Annotated in this window: 16 protein-coding genes; 11 read left to right on the top strand and 5 right to left on the bottom strand. The window is 61.0% G+C overall.

What is annotated here, in order from left to right; translation table 11 throughout:
* Positions 1-99 precede the first annotated feature (99 nt).
* Complete coding sequence (locus tag PPUTUW4_RS01075; RefSeq protein ID WP_015093021.1) at positions 100-504, bottom strand: S4 domain-containing protein; 405 nt, start codon at positions 502-504, stop codon at positions 100-102.
* Between the two features lie 276 nt (positions 505-780).
* Between PPUTUW4_RS01075 and PPUTUW4_RS01070 the strand changes: the two genes are divergently transcribed.
* Positions 781-1,200 (top strand): ATP-dependent zinc protease, encoded by a 420-nt coding sequence (locus PPUTUW4_RS01070; RefSeq protein ID WP_238540800.1) that lies wholly within the window; start codon positions 781-783, stop codon positions 1,198-1,200.
* Entirely contained in the window at positions 1,197-2,102 is a 906-nt protein-coding gene (rimK, locus tag PPUTUW4_RS01065) for a 30S ribosomal protein S6--L-glutamate ligase (RefSeq protein WP_007972871.1), read from the top strand. The genes PPUTUW4_RS01070 and rimK overlap by 4 nt, the downstream gene beginning before the upstream one ends.
* Before the next feature lie 168 nt (positions 2,103-2,270).
* On the opposite strand, the gene PPUTUW4_RS01060 is transcribed toward rimK, so the two are convergent.
* Both PPUTUW4_RS01060 and ompR read right to left on the bottom strand, forming a co-directional pair.
* Positions 2,271-3,584 carry an ATP-binding protein gene (locus PPUTUW4_RS01060; RefSeq protein ID WP_015093020.1) on the bottom strand — a complete coding sequence of 438 codons (1,314 nt, stop codon included), beginning with the start codon at positions 3,582-3,584 and terminating at the stop codon, positions 2,271-2,273.
* 115 nt (positions 3,585-3,699) lie between these two features.
* Complete coding sequence (gene ompR / locus PPUTUW4_RS01055; RefSeq protein WP_007972873.1) at positions 3,700-4,440, bottom strand: two-component system response regulator OmpR; 741 nt, start codon at positions 4,438-4,440, stop codon at positions 3,700-3,702.
* 361 nt (positions 4,441-4,801) lie between these two features.
* Here ompR and PPUTUW4_RS01050 point away from each other — a divergent pair, with 361 nt between their 5' ends.
* From PPUTUW4_RS01050 to PPUTUW4_RS01015, 8 genes are all read left to right on the top strand, one after another.
* Positions 4,802-7,126 carry a Tex family protein gene (locus PPUTUW4_RS01050; protein WP_015093019.1) on the top strand — a complete coding sequence of 775 codons (2,325 nt, stop codon included), beginning with the start codon at positions 4,802-4,804 and terminating at the stop codon, positions 7,124-7,126.
* Entirely contained in the window at positions 7,126-7,509 is a 384-nt protein-coding gene (locus PPUTUW4_RS01045; RefSeq protein ID WP_008003235.1) for a PaaI family thioesterase, read from the top strand. Before PPUTUW4_RS01050 ends, PPUTUW4_RS01045 begins: the two co-directional genes overlap by 1 nt.
* Before the next feature lie 287 nt (positions 7,510-7,796).
* The gene (gene gshA, locus PPUTUW4_RS01040) at positions 7,797-9,380 is read left to right on the top strand and encodes a glutamate--cysteine ligase (RefSeq protein WP_015093017.1); all 1,584 of its coding nucleotides are present in this window, start codon (positions 7,797-7,799) and stop codon (positions 9,378-9,380) included.
* A gap of 254 nt (positions 9,381-9,634) precedes the next feature.
* On the top strand, positions 9,635-10,612 hold the full coding sequence (tauA, locus tag PPUTUW4_RS01035; protein ID WP_015093016.1) for a taurine ABC transporter substrate-binding protein: 978 nt from the start codon (positions 9,635-9,637) through the stop codon (positions 10,610-10,612).
* Positions 10,613-10,628: 16 nt separating this feature from the next.
* Positions 10,629-11,423 (top strand): taurine ABC transporter ATP-binding subunit, encoded by a 795-nt coding sequence (gene tauB / locus PPUTUW4_RS01030; protein WP_015093015.1) that lies wholly within the window; start codon positions 10,629-10,631, stop codon positions 11,421-11,423.
* On the top strand, positions 11,420-12,253 hold the full coding sequence (gene tauC / locus PPUTUW4_RS01025) for a taurine ABC transporter permease TauC (RefSeq protein ID WP_015093014.1): 834 nt from the start codon (positions 11,420-11,422) through the stop codon (positions 12,251-12,253). Before tauB ends, tauC begins: the two co-directional genes overlap by 4 nt.
* 145 nt (positions 12,254-12,398) lie before the next feature.
* Positions 12,399-13,241, top strand: a complete 843-nt coding sequence (tauD, locus tag PPUTUW4_RS01020; protein WP_015093013.1) for a taurine dioxygenase — start codon at positions 12,399-12,401, stop codon at positions 13,239-13,241.
* A 285-nt stretch (positions 13,242-13,526) separates the two neighbouring features.
* Positions 13,527-13,787: a hypothetical protein gene (locus PPUTUW4_RS01015; protein WP_041474972.1), complete on the top strand. Its 261-nt coding sequence runs from the start codon at positions 13,527-13,529 to the stop codon at positions 13,785-13,787.
* A 23-nt stretch (positions 13,788-13,810) separates the two neighbouring features.
* On the opposite strand, the gene betT is transcribed toward PPUTUW4_RS01015, so the two are convergent.
* Both betT and epsC read right to left on the bottom strand, forming a co-directional pair.
* Positions 13,811-15,772, bottom strand: coding sequence for a choline transporter BetT (gene betT / locus PPUTUW4_RS01010; RefSeq protein ID WP_162139257.1), 1,962 nt, complete (start codon positions 15,770-15,772; stop codon positions 13,811-13,813).
* Between the two features lie 392 nt (positions 15,773-16,164).
* On the bottom strand, positions 16,165-17,091 hold the full coding sequence (gene epsC, locus PPUTUW4_RS01005) for a serine O-acetyltransferase EpsC (RefSeq protein ID WP_007972891.1): 927 nt from the start codon (positions 17,089-17,091) through the stop codon (positions 16,165-16,167).
* Between the two features lie 190 nt (positions 17,092-17,281).
* On the opposite strand from epsC, the gene PPUTUW4_RS01000 reads away from it, so the two are divergent.
* Positions 17,282-18,274, top strand: a complete 993-nt coding sequence (locus PPUTUW4_RS01000) for a D-cysteine desulfhydrase (RefSeq protein WP_015093010.1) — start codon at positions 17,282-17,284, stop codon at positions 18,272-18,274.
* Positions 18,275-18,503: the final 229 nt, after the last annotated feature.

Genomic DNA, 18,503 nt, shown 5'->3' with positions numbered 1-18,503 from the left:
GCCAATGGCTCGTTTAGGGTAGGCGAATTACCCCATATGGCTACGCGCAAGCACAATTACAAGTCTTTGCCTGTTTGAGTGATCGACGGACCCGGTCAATCATTCGTTGCTGCTGCCACGAAACTTGAACAGATCCCGTCGCTGTTTCTTGCTCGGTTTGCCATCGGTGCTCACGCCCAAGGCGCCTGCCTTGCGCTCGGCGGCGGCGTTTTCGCGCTTGGCGATACTGGCTTCCGTTTCGGCGTACAGCATCTGTGCCTCCGGTGCACCACGGCGAACGATCGACAACGCCTGGACCACCACCGTGCGCTCCTCGAAACCGGTGCGGATCACAAACTCGTCACCGACCCGTGGCTCTTTACCCGGCTTGCAGCGTTCACCCCGGCAGTGCACCTTGCCGCTTTCAATCGCCGCCTTGGCCAGCGCGCGGGTCTTGTAGAATCGTGCAGCCCACAACCATTTATCGAGGCGGACTTTGTCGTCCTCTTCGCTTTTTTGTGCCATGGAATTTCCTCATTCTGAAATATTGGTGAACTGTACTACCGTTTCTGACGTACCAAGAATTTCACCGGCTCGGATTACAATACCGACATTCCATAACCTCCTTGCGAGGCTGGAAATCCGGGCCGTAGATATCTGTCGCCTTTTAATCATTATTCTGCGTGAATACCGCGAATCTGGCCGCGTGCGGCCCGAGCGGTTTCTACCGGTTGAGCACTTTTGAAGACATTTGACCATTTGACCGTTGTCGGTCTGCGCGAGTGGGTGGCGCTCCCGGATTTGGGAGTCGCCGGCCTTCGGGCAAAAATCGACACCGGTGCCAGCACCTCAAGCCTCCACGCCACCGACATCGAGCTGTTCGAGCGCGATGGTGAGCAGTGGGTGCGCTTTACCGCCCACCTGGGTTCCGTCGTACAACTGCGCCACCGACGCTGCGAAGCACCGCTGGTGACGATGAAAACCATTAAAAGCTCAAACGGTCACGCGCAGGTGCGATACGTGATCAGCACCACCCTGGCCCTCGGTGATCGGGTCTGGCGGGTCGAGTTCACGCTCGCCTGCCGCAAGTCCATGCGTTATCGCCTGCTGCTCGGCTCCAAAGCCCTGATCCATGGCCAGTTGGTGGTCAATCCGGGCATCAAGTATGTACAAGACAAGCCGGTGTTCCCGGTATCTACCTCCTCCACAGGTGTTGCATGAAGATCGCTGTGCTGTCGCGGAACCCGCGTCTGTATTCCACCCGCCGCCTGGTTGAAGCCGGTACTGAACGCGGCCATGAAATGGTGGTGGTCGACACCCTGCGCGCCTACATGAACATCGCCAGCCACAAGCCGCAGATCCACTACCGCGGCAAGCCGCTGGAAGGTTTCGATGCGGTGATTCCACGGATCGGTGCGTCCGTGACCTTTTATGGCTGTGCCGTGCTGCGCCAGTTCGAAATGATGGGGGTGTTCCCGCTCAACGAATCGGTGGCCATTGCCCGCTCGCGGGACAAGCTGCGTTCGCTGCAATTGCTGTCCCGTCGCGGGATCGGCTTGCCGGTGACCGGCTTTGCCCACTCCCCCGATGACATTCCCGACCTGATCGAAATGGTCAACGGCGCGCCGCTGGTGATCAAGGTGCTGGAAGGCACCCAAGGCATCGGCGTGGTGCTGTGCGAAACCGCGACCGCCGCTGAATCGGTGATCGAGGCGTTCATGGGCCTCAAGCAGAACATCATGGTCCAGGAGTACATCAAGGAAGCCGGTGGTGCAGACATTCGCTGCTTCGTCGTCGGAGACAAGGTGATTGCAGCGATGAAGCGCCAGGCCAAACCCGGCGAGTTTCGCTCCAACCTGCATCGCGGCGGCAGCGCGAGCCTGATCAAGATCACGCCAGAAGAGCGCATGACGGCGTTGCGCGCAGCCAAGGTCATGGGGCTGGCGGTAGCGGGTGTGGACATCCTGCGCTCCAATCACGGGCCGCTGGTGATGGAAGTGAACTCGTCGCCGGGACTGGAAGGGATCGAGACCACCACTGGCAAGAATGTGGCGGGGATCATCATTGAGCATCTGGAGAAGAATGGCGGGCCGAATATGACGCGGACCAAGGGTAAGGGTTAACCCTGTTTTTTGTGGCGGCTGGGAGGCCGCCTTCGCGGGCAAGCCCGCTCCCACAGGGTTTTGGGTTGATAGCGATATTTCGGCTAGCCAAAATCACTGTGGGAGCGGCGGTGCGGCGATCCGACTTGCCCGCGAAGGAGCCATCAGCCCCACTGAAAAAATCAGGTTTTAAACCGCATCCCTCGGCAACATCAACCCCAACGGCAAGCGCACCCGCGCTTCCAGCCCACCACCGGTACGGTTGCGCAGTTCAACATTCCCGCCATGCATCGAAGCAATACGCTTGACGATCGCCAGCCCCAACCCGGTGCCCTTCCCGCCCCGGGCACGATCACCACGGGTGAACGGGTTGAAGATTGCTTCCAGCTCCGACGGATCGATCCCGGCACCGCGGTCCATGACGCTCAGCACCACGTATGGTGCACTCACATCCCCAGACACATACGCCGCCACCTCCACACCGCTGCCGGCATGATGCAACGCATTGCCAATCAAGTTGTTCAGCAGTCGCTTCATCGACACACGACGCAACGGAAACGGCTGAATCGGCTCCAGGCGCAGCCGCACTTTCTCTTCATTCTGGTTATAGGGCGCCGCGACTTCGCGGACCAGGTCGCTCAGGTCAACCTCCTCCACCGACTCATCACGCCCGTCGCGAATGAACGCCAGGAACTGATCGAGAATCGCGTCCATGTCTTCGATATCGCGCACCATGTCGTCAGTCAGGTCGGTGCGATCGCCCATCAACTCCAGGGACAGACGCAAGCGGGTCAAGGGCGTGCGCAAATCATGGGAAACCCCGGCCAGCATCAGCTCACGCTCGCGACCGGCCTGCTCGACGTCTTCGGCCATCTGGTTGAAGGCGCGGTAAACCTCGGTCATCTCACTGGGCGTATCGCTGATTGGCAGGCGCACGCTGCGACCCTGACCGAGTTGCCGCGCGGCATACACCAGACGTTTCAAGGGCTGATTGAGTTGGCTGACGAAGATCCAGGCCGAAGCAGTGGAAAGCAGACCAATAGCGAGGAACCAGCCCAGTACGTTCCAGATTTTCTGGCCGCGCAACGGATGGGGATACAGCGGTACTTTCAGCCAACCATCGCCCAGACTTGGCGCCCGAACCCACAGCGCCGGTGGCGAATGCATGCGCAGCCGGACTTCAGTGTCGGCACCCAGCTCCGCCTGCATCTGCCGCTGGTAGATCTCGCTGTAAGGCCAGTGTTGTTCGCCTTGGGGCACACCGGCACCCACCACCCGGATCAGGGTCGCGGCCTCGGCGATCTTGTCGCGGTTTTCTTCATCGGCAGCCCAATAGGCGCGCAACGTCAAGGCGACACCGTGGCTGTACTGGCGGTCCACCAGCACATCTTCGTTCATCAGCAGATAAACCAGGGTCAGCGCCTTGGAGAAGAGAACGACGATGAGCACCAGCCAAAGGGTGCGGGAGAAGAAGCTCTGGGGGAACCATACGGGGGTTTTCATGGATAACCGTTAAACACTTGCAGGAGAGAGCGATGCTCGCATATTGCGGTTTGCGAGTCTGCGGACAGGATCAATTGATCCGGTGTCCGCATGACCCGCTCCTACACATCGCCAATCACTTGGTGGCGGTACCATCCGGAACAAACACGTAACCCACGCCCCAGACAGTCTGGATGTAACGCGGTTTGGACGGATCGGGCTCGATCATCCGGCGCAGACGGGAAATCTGTACATCGATGGAACGCTCCAGGGCATCCCACTCGCGGCCACGGGCCAGGTTCATCAGTTTGTCGCGAGTCAGCGGCTGACGCGCGTTCATCACCAGGGCCTTGAGGACCGCAAATTCACCGGTGGTGAGCATGTGCACTTCTTCGCCACGCTTGAGCTCGCGGGTGGCCAGGGACAACTCGTAGTCACCGAAGGTCACGCTTTCGTCTTCGCTGCCCGGGGCGCCTGGCACCGGGGCCGACTGGCGACGCAGTACCGCCTTGACGCGAGCCATCAGCTCATCCGGGTTGAACGGCTTGGCCAGGTAATCGTCGGCGCCCAGTTCCAGGCCCTTGATGCGGCTCAGCTCGTCGCCCTTGGCAGTGAGCATGATGATTGGAATCTGGTTGTTCGCGTTGCGCAGGCGGCGGCAGGCGGTCAAACCGTCTTCGCCGGGCAACATCAGGTCGAGGACGACCAGGTTGAACACTTCGCGCGCCAGCAGGCGATCCATTTGCTCGGTGTTCGGTACGGCGCGGGCGCGGTAGCCCTTGCTGACGAAAAAACGTTCCAGCAGGCTGCTCAGCCCCGGATCGTCGTCAACGATAAGAATTTTCTCGCCTTCAGCAGTTTGTGCAGTGCTGCTCATTGGATGCTCCTTTGATCTCGGCGCGCATTATGGCGTAGCTGCCGTTATACGCACCGTGTGCATTGTTAGCAGATTTTTCCTTTAGTGCCAGAAAACCGGCCATTGCACCGGCAACCCCTGATACCCCCGAATGACAGAACGCTGGTTATAATGCGCGGCCTTTTGTGTCAGGCAACATCAGACAGGTACTACAGACAGACGCCATTTATTTTCATGGCGTCGGCAGTAATTGTTCGATTTCACGGGTCAACGGGATACCTTTTGATCCAGGTAGCGGCGCAGGCCAGGCCGCTCAACCAGACTCGCTGAGCCCTTATCCTTGAGCCTGCGAGCCTGCTTTCACAATTTGTCAGGTGGTTTTATGGACAGCATCAACAGCCGCATCGCCGAGGAACTCGGTGTACGCCCACAACAGGTCGAAGCGGCCGTCGCGCTACTCGATGAAGGCTCTACCGTTCCCTTCATCGCCCGTTACCGGAAAGAAGTGACCGGCAGCCTCGACGATACGCAATTGCGTCATCTGGAAGAGCGCCTGCGCTACCTGCGAGAACTCGACGAACGGCGCATCAGCATCCTTGCCAGCATCGAAGAGCAAGGCAAGCTGACCCCGCAACTTGAACGCGACATCAAGCTTGCCGACACCAAGACCCGTCTCGAAGACTTGTACCTGCCGTACAAGCAGAAGCGCCGCACCAAGGGCCAGATCGCCCTGGAAGCCGGCCTCGGCGAACTGGCCGACGGCTTGTTCAACGACCCGTCCCTGAGCCCGGAAACCGAAGCCGCACGTTTCATCGACGCCGAAAAAGGCGTGGCCGACGCGAAGGCAGCCCTCGAAGGCGCCAAGTACATCCTCATGGAGCGCTTCGCCGAAGACGCCGGCCTGCTGGACAAGCTGCGCAACTACCTCAAGCAGGAAGCCACCCTCAGTGCCCGCGTGATTGCCGGCAAGGAAGAGGAAGGCGCCAAGTTCCGCGATTACTTCGAACACGACGAACCGCTGAAAAGCATGCCGTCGCACCGCGCGCTGGCGATTTTCCGTGGCCGCAACGAAGGCATCCTCAGCTCCGCGCTGAAAGTCGGCGACGAACTGCCGGGCACCATGCACCCGTGCGAAGGCATGATCGGCCAGCATGTCGGCATCCAGAACCAGAACCGCGCCGCCGACAAATGGCTGGGCGAAGTCGTGCGCTGGACCTGGAAGGTCAAGCTCTATACCCATCTGGAAACCGACCTGCTGGGCGAGCTGCGCGATGGCGCGGAAACCGAAGCGATCAACGTGTTCGCCCACAACCTGCACGACCTGCTGCTGTCGGCCCCGGCCGGCCCGCGCGCCACTTTGGGCCTCGACCCTGGCCTGCGCACCGGCTGCAAGGTGGCGGTGGTTGATTCCACCGGCAAGCTGCTGGATCACGCCACGGTTTACCCGCACGTGCCGCACAACAAGTGGGACCAGACCATCGCCGTACTCGCCGCCCTGTGCGCCAAGCACTCGGTGGACCTGATCGCCATCGGCAACGGTACCGCCAGCCGTGAAACCGACAAGCTCGCCGCCGAGCTGATCAAAAAATATCCAGCGATGAAGATGACCAAGGTCATGGTCTCCGAGGCCGGTGCATCGGTTTACTCGGCATCTGAGCTGGCCTCAAAGGAATTCCCGGACCTCGACGTGTCGATCCGTGGTGCCGTCTCGATTGCCCGTCGCCTGCAGGATCCGCTGGCCGAGCTGGTGAAGATCGATCCGAAATCCATCGGTGTCGGCCAGTACCAGCACGACGTGTCGCAGCTGAAACTGGCCCGTGGCCTGGATGCAGTGGTCGAGGACTGCGTGAACGCCGTCGGCGTCGACGTGAACACCGCTTCCGTGGCGTTGCTGGCACGGATTTCCGGACTCAACGCGACCCTGGCGCAGAACATCGTCAGCCACCGCGACGAGCACGGTGCGTTCAAGACCCGCGCTGCGCTGAAGAAAGTCGCGCGCCTGGGTGAAAAAACCTTCGAACAGGCCGCCGGATTCCTGCGCGTGATGAACGGAGACAATCCCCTGGACGCCTCCGCAGTGCACCCGGAAGCCTATCCACTCGTGCAGCGTATCGCCGCCGAGACTGATCGCGATATTCGTTCGTTGATTGGCGACAGTGGTTTCCTCAAGCGCCTGGACCCGAAAAAATTCACCGACGAAACTTTCGGTCTGCCAACTGTCACCGACATCCTTCAGGAACTGGATAAGCCCGGCCGCGACCCGCGCCCCGAGTTCAAGACCGCCGAGTTCCAGGAAGGCGTCGAAGACCTCAAGGACCTGCAACTGGGCATGATCCTCGAAGGCGTGGTGACCAACGTGACCAACTTCGGTGCCTTCGTCGATATCGGCGTGCATCAGGACGGTTTGGTGCATATCTCCGCGCTTTCGGAGAAGTTCATCAAGGATCCGCGCGAAGCGGTGAAGGCCGGTGACGTGGTGAAAGTGAAGGTCATGGAAGTCGACATCCCGCGCAAACGCGTTGGCCTGTCGATGCGCATGAGCGATACCCCGGGCGAGAAAATCGACGGCGCTCGCGGTGCGCGTCCGGGGTCGGCGCCACGCCAATCCCAGAACACTGCACCGCGCAAGGAAACCACGGCGGCAGCACCGAGCAACAACGCCATGGCTTCGCTGTTCGCCAATGCCAAGCAGTTGAAGAAACGCTGATGGACATTCCCGCCGGGCTGACCGAAAGCGCGTTCTTCAAGCTGCTGGGCTGCCGCTTGCACAGTCTGGAAACCGGGGTGGCGCAAGTCGCCCTGGCGCTGGAGCCCGAACTGCGCAATCGCGGTGGCAAGCTGCACGGCGGGGCCTTGTTCAGCCTGGTGGACATTGCCATGGGGCTGGCCTGCTCCAGCACCCACGGCTTTGACCAGCAGAGCGCGACCATCGAGTGCAAGATCAACTACATCCGCGCCGTATCCGAAGGCGAGGTGATGTGCACGGCGCGGGTGATCCACCCGGGTCGCCGCACATTGGTGGTCGAAGCCGATGTGATGCAGGGCGACAAACTGGTCGCAAAAGCACAAGGCACGTTCGCTGTCCTGTAGCTAGTCGTCATCAATTTGAGTTAATTTCGGCGTTGTGACCGCAGCGTCGGAGTTTCCTGTGGGAGCGAGCCTGCTCGCGAAGGCGATGTGTCAGTCGCAGTCGATGCTGACTGATACTCCCTCTTCGCGAGCAGGCTCGCTCCCACAGGGATTGTGCAATTCCTGACCGATCGGCATGAGGCCTGTGCGGCGCCAAAACGAGGCGAAAACGCCAGTTTTAACTTCACCCTTGTAGACCGTCTTGCCCACCCCCATATTGGGGCGACTGACGCGTGAAGGAATCCAACTTGAGCGAACTTCTCAACCGCCGCCTGGCCCTGCTCGGCGAGCGCGCTAACCTCTCTCTGCTCGAACAGTGCCTTCACGGCATCGAACGTGAATGCCTGCGCGTGACCGGCGAAGGTCGCCTGGCGCAAACGCCGCACCCGGAAGAATTGGGTTCCGCGCTGACCAACGAACAGATCACCACCGACTACTCCGAGTCGCTGCTGGAGTTCATCACTCCGGCACTGCCCGATCCGGCGGACACCTTGGCGAGCCTGGACAGCATTCACCGTTTTGCCTACAGCAAGCTCGGCAACGAGTACCTGTGGAGCCCATCGATGCCGTGCCCCTTGCCGGCCGAGGAAGACATCCCGATCGCCTATTACGGCACGTCCAACATCGGGCAGCTCAAGTACGTGTATCGCAAGGGCCTGGCCCTGCGTTACGGCAAGACCATGCAATGCATTGCCGGCATCCACTACAACTTCTCCCTGCCGGAAAAACTCTGGCCGCTGCTCAGGCAGGCCGAAGGCTTTGTCGGCAGCGACCGCGATTTCCAGTCGTCGTCCTATATCGCGCTGATCCGCAACTTCCGCCGCTACAGCTGGTTGCTGATGTACCTGTTCGGTGCGTCGCCAGCGCTGGATGCCGGCTTCCTGCGCGGCCGTTCGCACCAGTTGGAACAACTGGACCCGCAGACTTTGTACCTGCCGTACGCCACCAGCCTGCGCATGAGCGACCTGGGTTACCAGAGCAACGCTCAGGCCGGCCTGACGCCGTGCTACAACGATCTGGCCAGCTACACCGACAGCCTGCGCAAAGCGGTGGCCACGCCGTACGCACCCTATGTCGAAGTTGGCACCCATCAGGATGGCGAGTGGGTGCAGCTCAACACCAACATCCTGCAGATCGAAAACGAGTACTACTCCAACATCCGCCCGAAACGCGTGACCTACACCGGCGAGCGGCCGATCCAGGCGCTGATGGCCCGGGGTATCCAGTACGTCGAAGTGCGCTGCCTGGATATCAACCCCTTCCTGCCGATGGGCATTGACCTTACCGAGTCGCGCTTCCTCGATGCGTTCCTGCTGTACTGCGCGCTCAACGACAGCCCGCTGCTGACCAACACCAGCTGCGGCAACGCGACCTCGAACTTCCTCAGCGTGGTCAAGGAAGGTCGTCGTCCAGGCCTGCAACTGCAACGCGACGGCCAGCCGGTTGACCTGAAGGAATGGGCCGGTGAGCTGCTGGAAAAAATCGCTCCGCTGGCGGCGATGCTCGACCAGAGCCATGGCGGCGATGCCCACAGCAAGGCGCTGGACGCCCAGATGGCCAAGGTCCGGGACCCGTCCCTGACGCCGTCGGCACAAGTGTTGGCGGCGATGGCCGAACACAAGGAGAGCTTTGCCCAGTTCTCGCTGCGCCAAAGCCAGGCGCATGCCGAGTTCTTCCGCAGTGAGCCGTTGCCGGCTGAGGAACAAGCGCAGTTTGAAGAGCGGGCGCGTTCATCGCTGGCTCAACAGGCTGAGCTGGAGCAGAACGAAGTCGGTGATTTCGATGTGTTTGTCGGGGCGTACCAGGCGAGCATTCTGGCGATCAGCAACTGAAGGTCCTTCGGACCTTATCGTCGGAACGCCGCCCGGAGCAAGCTCGCTCCCACAGGGTTCAGTGGTGTTTGCACGATTGTGCTCACACCGAAGATCCACTGTGGGAGCGAGCTTGCTCGCGATGACCACGTAGTGGTCGCTCCTCAAGTTTTCCTCTCATAAGCTAATTCGAATAAGTTATTTATTTTCGAATTCTTAGATCATTTAGTCTCTTTCTCACGCCGACATTCGGTCGCCTGACAAGGAGCTTTCTGATGAAACTGACTTTCCCTCTACGCTTGCTGGCGGCCGCAACTCTGGCTACCGCGACTTTCTTTGCCCAGGCGGCCGACGTCACCGTCGCCTACCAGACCACCGTTGACCCGGCGAAAGTCGCCCAGGCCGACGGCGCTTACGAAAAGGCCACGAAGGCCGATATCAGCTGGCGCAAATTCGACAACGGTGCCGATATCATCGCCGCCATCGCCTCCGGCGACGTGCAGATCGGTTACCTCGGCTCCAGCCCGCTGACCGCTGCCATCACTCGCAAAGTTCCGGTGGAAACCTTCCTCATCGCCACCCAGATCGGCGCCGCCGAAGCCTTGGTCGCCCGCGACGGCTCCGGGATCAAGACCCCGCAAGACCTGATCGGCAAGAAAATCGCCGTGCCGTTTGTATCCACCGGCCACTACAGCCTGCTCGCTGCACTGAAGCACTGGAACATCGATCCCTCGAAAGTCACCGTTCTCAACCTGGCGCCACCGGCGATCATCGCCGCCTGGAAACGCGGAGACATCGACGCCACTTACGTGTGGGACCCGGCCCTCGGCGTGGCCAAGGAAAACGGCAAGGTATTGATCACCTCCGGTGAACTGGCCAGGTTCGGCGCCCCGACCTTCGATGCATGGATCGTGCGCAAGGATTTCGCCGAGAAGCATCCGCAGATCGTCACCGCGTTCGCCAAAGTCACCCTCGACGCCTACGCCGATTACCGCAAAGACCCAAAAGCCTGGCTCGCCAACCAGGGCAACGTCGACAAGCTGGTAAAACTGTCCGGCGCCAAGGCCAGCGATATTCCGCTGCTGCTGCAAGGCAACGTCTACCCGCTGGCAGCTGATCAGGTGCTCACCCTCGGCGCGCCGACCACCAAAGCCATCACCGACACTGCGGCGTTCCTCAAGGAGCAAGGCAAGGTCGAGGCGGTGCTGCCGGACTACGCGCCGTACGTCAGCGCCAAGTTCATCACCAATTGATCGGGAGTTGACTGCGATGGCTTTGCTACAGCTGGAGCGCATCAGCGCACAGTACCCCGGCAACCCGGAACCGGTGTTGGCGGATATCTCCCTGAGCCTGGGGCCCCGGCAACTGCTGGTCGCCCTCGGCCCGTCCGGCAGTGGCAAGACTTCGCTGTTGAACCTGATTGCCGGTTTCGTCGAACCCAGCGCCGGGCGCATCACCCTCGACGGCGTGCCCGTCAGAGGCCCGAGCGCCGAGCGCGGCGTGGTGTTCCAGGACGACGCGCTGCTGCCCTGGCAAGACGTGCTGGCCAACGTCGGTTTCGGCCTGGAGCTGGCCGGTATTGCCCGGGACAAACGCGAAGCGCGTGCCCGGGAAATGCTCGCCCTGGTCGATCTTTCCGGCTTTGAACAGCGCCGCATCTGGCAGCTCTCGGGCGGACAGAAGCAGCGTGTCGGCCTGGCCCGCGCGCTCGCCGCCGACCCGCGCGTGTTGCTGATGGACGAACCTTTCGGCGCCCTGGATGCCTTCACCCGCGAGCAGATGCAGGAGCTGTTGCTGCAAGTCTGGCAACGCACCGCCAAGCCGGTGTTCCTGATTACCCACGACATCGAAGAAGCCGTATTCCTCGCCACCGACCTGATTCTGTTGGCGCCGAACCCGGGGCAAATCGTCGAGCGCCTGAGCCTCGACTTCGGTCAGCGTTACGCCGCCGGTGAGTCGGCCCGCTCAATCAAATCCGACCCGCGTTTTATCGAAACCCGCGAACACGTACTCGCCAAAGTGTTCTCCCAACGCAGCACCGCCCAGCGGCAGGAGCGCGCATGAGCAGTTACGAAATTCCCGTCGCCGCGATAAAGCCAGGCACTCCCGTGCCTGCGGCACCACGCAGCTTGAGCACTCGCTGGATCAGCGTGCTGACACTGGCCGCGCTCATTGTCATTTGGTGGGCCGTGACGGCGACCGGTTTGATCGAGCCGCTGTTCCTGCCGCCACCTTCCGCCGTGCTGCAAAAAAGCTGGCTGCTGGCGACCTCGGGTTACATGGACTCAACCCTGTGGCAGCACCTCGGCGCGAGTCTGAGCCGCATCGGCCTGGGCCTCGGCTTTGCGATTCTCACCGCCGTGCCGGTGGGCATCGCTATCGGCGCCAATCGTATCGCCCGTGGCGTGCTGGACCCGTTGATCGAGTTCTACCGGCCCATTCCACCGCTGGCCTACCTGCCGCTGATCGTGATCTGGTGCGGTATCGGCGAACTGTCGAAAGTGCTGCTGATCTACCTGGCGATCTTCGCCCCGATTGCCATCGCCACCGCCACCGGCGTGCGCACGGTCGACCCGGCCAAATTGCGTGCCGCGCAGTCGTTGGGTGCCACTCGCGCACAGTTGATCCGCCACGTGATTTTGCCGAGTGCCTTGCCGGACATTCTCACCGGGGTGCGCATTGGCCTTGGTGTCGGTTGGTCGACCCTGGTCGCCGCCGAATTGATCGCCGCCACCAGCGGTCTTGGCTTTATGGTGCAGTCCGCCGCGCAGTTCCTGGTCACCGATGTGGTGGTCCTGGGGATTCTGGTGATCGCACTGATCGCCTTTGCGATGGAGCTGGGCCTGCGCGCCCTGCAACGCAAACTGGTTCCGTGGCACGGCCAGGCCCACTGAATAATTGCCCTGTGAGTACCCTGTGGGAGCGAGCTTGCTCGCGATGGCGGTTGCACGTTCAACACTTGTGTCGCCTGACAGTCCGCTATCGCGAGCAAGCTCGCTCCCACAAAAGCTCGACACCCCCGGATCAATGAGAACCACCATGAGCCACCCAACCATTGTCCCCTTAAGCTCGGCCCTCGGCGCACAAATCAGCGGCGTCGACATCAGCCAGCCGCTGAGCGCGGAACAACGCGACGCCATCGAGCAGGCCCTGCTCAAACATCAAGTCCTGTTCTTTCGCGACCAGCCGATCACGCCACAGCAACAGGCGCGATTCGCCGCGAATTTCGGCGATCTGCACATTCACCCGATCTACCCCAATGTGCCGGAACAGCCGCAAGTGCTGATCCTCGACACCGCCGTCACCGACGTGCGCGATAACGCGATCTGGCACACCGACGTGACCTTCCTGCCGACCCCGGCCATGGGCGCAGTGCTCAGCGCCAAGCTGCTGCCGGAGTTTGGCGGCGACACCTTGTGGGCCAGCGGAATTGCCGCATATGAGGCCCTGTCGTCACCGATGAAAACCTTGCTCGAAGGCCTGACCGCCACCCACGATTTCACCCGTTCGTTCCCGCTCGAGCGCTATGGCAACACGCCCGAAGCGTTGGCCCAGTGGGAGGAAGCACGGCGCAAGAATCCGCCGCTCTCACACCCGGTGATCCGCACGCACCCAGTGAGCGGGCGGCGTTCGCTGTTCGTCAACGAAGGCTTCACCTCGAAGATCAACGAATTGTCGGAAACCGAAAGCGAGGCGATTCTGAAGTTTCTGTTTGCCCACGCCACGCGGCCTGAATTCACCATTCGCTGGCGCTGGCAGCAGGACGACATTGCGTTCTGGGACAACCGCGTGACCCAGCATTACGCGGTGGATGATTACCGGCCGGCGCGGCGGGTGATGCAGCGGGCGACGGTGTTGGGGGATGTACCGTTTTTTCGGTAAATACCTGATTTCTTTATTGACTGGTCTGCCCCCTTCGCGAGCAGGCTCGCTCCCACATTGGATCTGTGTCAAGCACATACCCCGTGGGAGCGAGCCTGCTCGCGAAGAGGCCGGAACAGACGCCAGAAAACCCGGGATTCGACTGAATGCTGAAACGCTTCACAGAAATTTAATCTGCCTGGAGAATTCAACAAAACCGCGACAGACTTGCGTGATCCGGGCCGACAGGAACACAGTCGCCAAAGCAACGAAGACGCGATAACGATCGCAAGGATGGAAGAAGCCATGCACACCACCATCATCATCACCTTCGGCCTGGCCCTGCTCGCGATGATGCTGTTCATCGGCGAGAAACTCGGCTTCAGCCGCCAGACACTCACCTACAGTTTCGTGATCCTGTGGCTGGCGCTGACGGTGATCAACGGCGCCATCGGTGTGGTGACCGCCGGCCAGTCGTTGAGTACGGAACTGGGGATCGGCACGATGGTGTTCAGCATCCCCGTGGCGGCGCTGGTGTTGTTCATGGTGCTGAGCGCCGAGAGCTAAAAGCCCCGGCGCCCTGCCCGTGATCAACGCACCAGATGCAGGAACTGCATGTGCCGTTCGTACTGGTCGAGGATGTCGTTGATGATCTGCTCCTTGGTGTAGCCCACCAGGTCGTAGTCCTGGCTGCCCTCGCTCAAATGCACTTCGGCCCGGTAGTAACGGCGATTGTTGAGTTGCTTGGAGCCCATGCCGCCACGGGCAAACGAAGGCGTGAAATAGCCGCGCATCTGCACCTGATAAACGAACGGATGCTGATCGCCGTGGCCGATTTCCAGGCTGACGCTGTCATGGGCCGGGTCCGGGTGCATGACCACGTGCAGCCCCTTTTCGTGAAACACCGCCGACACTTCCTCAATGGCCGGTCGCACCGTCGTATCGAGGAAGCGATAAACCTCGTCCCGCGACGGGAAATGCACGGCCTGACTCAGCCGTTGCCGCCAGCCGCCCTTTCCACGTCGAGAACCCGAGACCGGTGCCAGCGAATGCATCTGCGCAATCTGCTTCTGCGACTCCAGATAAAACGCCTTGTGCAGCCCCCACATCATCAACAGCAAGATCAGCGAGAACGGCAACGAAGTCAGGACCACCGCCGACTTCAATGCATCGATGCTGCCGGAAAACAGCAGCGCGCTGGTCACCAGTGCGGTCATTGCGCCCCAGAACACCCGCAGCCATTTCGGCCCGTCTTCATCGGGATTGCCGCCCTTGGCGGACAGCGTCGACAGCACCACGGTGCCGGAGTCGGCGGAGGTGACGAAGAACACAAAGCTGATGAACACCGTCACCGCGATGACGGTTTTGCTCCACGGGTAGGTTTCCAGCAGCAGGTAGAGCGTCATCGACGGATTGTCGATAGCCGACATGCCAAGCGCGCTCATGCCGTGGTTGAGCACTTGATCGATGGCGCTGTTGCCGAAGATCGACATCCACGCCAGGGTGAAGCCGAGCGGAATCAGCAGCACGCCGAAGACGAATTCGCGGATGGTGCGGCCACGGGAAATCCGCGCGATGAACAAGCCCACGAACGGCGACCATGCGATCCACCAGGCCCAATAGAACACCGTCCAGCCGCCCAGCCAGTCGCTGGGTTTGTCGTAGGCGTAGAGGTCGAAACTCTTCATCGGCAAGGCGCCGAGGTAATCACCGAGGTTCTGGATCAGGGTGTTGAGCAAGTGCTGCGTGGGCCCGGCAAACAACACGAACAGCAGCAGCGCACAGGCCAGCAGCATGTTGATGTCGGACATGACCCGCACGCCCTTGTCGACGCCCGACACCGCAACGATGATCGCCGCGCCCATCATCAGGGTGATCAGGCCGACCTGAACCCACTGGGTGTGGGCGATGCCGAACAGGTAATCCAGGCCCGAATTGAGGTGCAACACACCAAAGCCCATGTCGGCGCCAAGGCCAAACACCGTGGCGATGATGCCGAAGCCATCCACCGCGTAGCCGATGGGGCCATTGATGCGCTTGCCGATCAGCGGATACAGCGCCGAGCGCAGGGCCAGCGGCAGGTTGTGGCGATAGGCGAAATAGGCCAGCGCCATACCGACAAAGGCGAACACGCCCCAGCCATGCAAACCCCAGTGCAAAAACAGAATCTGCATCGCCTGACGCGCCGCGTCCGCCGTGCCGGCCTCGCCTTGCGGCGGCTGCAACATGTGCGTCAACGGTTCGGACACACAGAAGAAAAACAGGGTGATGCTGATCCCCGCGGCGAACAGCATGCCGGCCCATGACAAATAGCTGAATTCGGGCTCGTCGTGGTCGGCACCGAGCTTGATCTTGCCGTAGCCAGACAAGGCGGTGACCACCACGAAGACCAGATACAGGGTCATCGCCAGCAGGTAATACCAGCCGACCGTGTTGGCCGCCCAGTTTTGCGCCGCCAGCAACCAGGCACCGGCCTGTTCGGGCATGGCGATGACAACGACACCAAACAACAGAATGAAACTCGCCGAGAACCAGAACACCGGCGGATTCATGCGGACCAGGCCGCTTGGAGGGATGGACGATGCACTCATGTACGGTGCACCTCGAAGGGGTAAAACGTGGCTGTAGAAATCGGACTCAGCAAAGGCAAGCCTCCTGTTGTGAGCGGGCGGCGAACCACCGGTTTAACTTGAATGAACGTTCAAGTTAAACATGGATAGGGGGCTAAGGACTAATCGCAGGGCTCGGCGGTAGTGTTAATACGCTAGCTCAAGGGAGGATCTGGTGCGGGATTGGCGACTCGATTCGACTTGAAATCCAATCGCGGGCAAGCCCGCTCCCACAGTGGATCCTGGTTGAACACAAAAGCTGTGAACGACAGAAAACCTTGTGGGAGCGGGCTTGCCCGCGATGAGGCCAGACCAGTCAAAGGAGATTCAAAGACCTACTTCTGCGCCCCATCTTCATGCTGCAGATTCGCCTGGGTCAGGTTGCTGCCCGCCGGCACGCTGCGGGTCAGCCAGACGTTGCCGCCAATGGTCGAACCCTGGCCGATGGTGATCCGCCCCAGAATCGTCGCCCCGGCATAAATCACCACGTCATCCTCGACAATCGGATGCCGAGGCTGGCCTTTCTGCAACTGACCGTCTTCGTCCGCCGGGAAACGCTTGGCGCCCAGGGTCACGGCCTGATAAATCCGCACGCGCTCGCCGATGATCGCGGTTTCGCCGATCACCACGCCGGTGCCGTGGTCGATGAAGAAACTGCGGCCGATCTGCGCGCCGGGGTGAATGTCGATGCCCGTGGCCGAGTGGGCGATTTCCGCGCTGATACGCGCCAGCAACGGCAGCCCGGCACGGTACAGATGGTGGGCCAGCCGATGGTGAATCACCGCCAGGATCCCCGGGTAGCACAACAGCACTTCATCGACACTGCGCGCCGCCGGGTCGCCGTGATAGGCCGCCAGTACGTCGGTGTCCAGCAGGCTGCGCAAGCCCGGCAGGGCGAGGGCGAAGTCCTGGATGATCTGGATGGTCTTGGCTTCGACTTCGGTATCGGCCTGGGCACTGTGGCGCGCGGCATAGCGCAATTCGAGTCGCGCCTGGGCCAACAACGCATTCAACGCCACATCCAGCGTGTGGCCGACGTAGAAGTCTTCACTCTCTTCGCGCAGGTCAACCGGCCCCAGGCGCATCGGGAACAGCGCACCGCACAAGGCTTCGAGAATCTCTGCCATGGCCGCCCGGGAGGGCAACTCGCGACCGCCCTGCTCGGTACTGGCCCGGCCATTTTGCGCTCGCCACTGCTCACGCGCGGTGCGCAGTTGGCTGACGATGGTCTGCAATTGCCAATGGCTGGAACGCTCACTCACGGTAAAAACTCCTCACGGGCGACCGGACTGTCTGGCCGCACTGACGGCGATTACTTTACGGCAAGGGCAGCGGGGCAAATTAAGAACCAATAATGCTGTGCTCATTACGATTAGCTATAAGCAATTGACGGTTGCCCAGCCTTTTTCGCGTGCCTATAGTCCTGAGATCTTCCACGGCCAGTACGGACCCATGATCAAACAACAGCTTGCCCGCTTTAACCGCCTCGACCTGCTCGGTCAACCCACCGCCCTGGAAAAACTCGAACGCCTGTCGACCTGGCTGGGTCGCGACCTGTACGTCAAACGCGATGACCTGACGCCGCTGGCAATGGGCGGCAACAAGCTGCGCAAACTCGAATACCTGGCCGCCGATGCGCTGGCCCAGGGTGCCGACACCTTGATCACCGCCGGCGCGCTGCAATCGAACCACGTGCGCCAGACGGCTGCCATTGCGGCGAAACTGGGTCTGGGCTGCGTAGCCCTTCTGGAAAACCCCCTCGGCACCGATGACAACAATTACACCGGCAACGGCAACCGCCTGCTGCTCGACCTGTTCGATGCCAAGGTCGAACTGGTGGAAAACCTCGACAACGCCGACGAACAACTGCAAGCCCTGGCCGACAGACTGCGCAGCAACGGCAAGAAGCCGTACCTGGTGCCGATCGGAGGCTCCAACGCGCTGGGCGCACTCGGCTACGTACGTGCCGGGCTGGAACTGGCCGAACAGATCAAGGACACCGGCCTGACGTTCGCCGCCGTGGTCCTGGCCTCGGGCAGTGCCGGTACCCACAGCGGTCTGGCACTGGCCTTGAGTGAAGCACTGCCGGAGCTGCCAGTGATCGGCGTGACGGTCTCGCGCAGCGATGAAGACCAGCGGCCAAAGGTTCAAGGTTTGGCTGAACGCACTGCCGAACTGCTGGGCATGGACCTACCAGACGCTTTCAATGTCGAGTTGTGGGACGAATACTTCGCCCCGCGTTATGGCGAGCCGAATGCCGGAACACTGGCGGCGGTGAAGCTGCTGGCGAGTCAGGAAGGCTTGCTGCTGGACCCGGTCTACACTGGCAAGGCCATGGCGGGCCTGCTGGACGGGATCGGGCGTCAGCGCTTCGACGAAGGTCCGATCATCTTCCTGCACACAGGTGGGGCGCCGGCGTTGTTTGCCTATAAGGATTTTCTGTAGTAGCGAGCGTGCTCGCGATGGACGACAGGGCGCCGCGGGGTGTCAGGTTGCCAGCGTTATCGTTGACGACCATCGCGAGCAAGCTCGCTCCTACAGTAAAAACGCAAACTATTCAAAAATGGAATAACCAGAAGAATAATTAATATTTTCCATTCTAAAAACGCCATCATATAGTCATGCTACAGGTGAATTTGCAGCGAGACGCATAAGCTGCATTAGGGCAGGATAT

Source organism: Pseudomonas sp. UW4 (genome assembly GCF_000316175.1).
Taxonomy (GTDB): Bacteria; Pseudomonadota; Gammaproteobacteria; order Pseudomonadales; family Pseudomonadaceae; genus Aquipseudomonas; species Aquipseudomonas laurylsulfatiphila.
The sequence above is the reverse complement of the archived record's forward strand: the minus strand, read 5'-3'. Positions and strand labels throughout refer to the sequence as shown.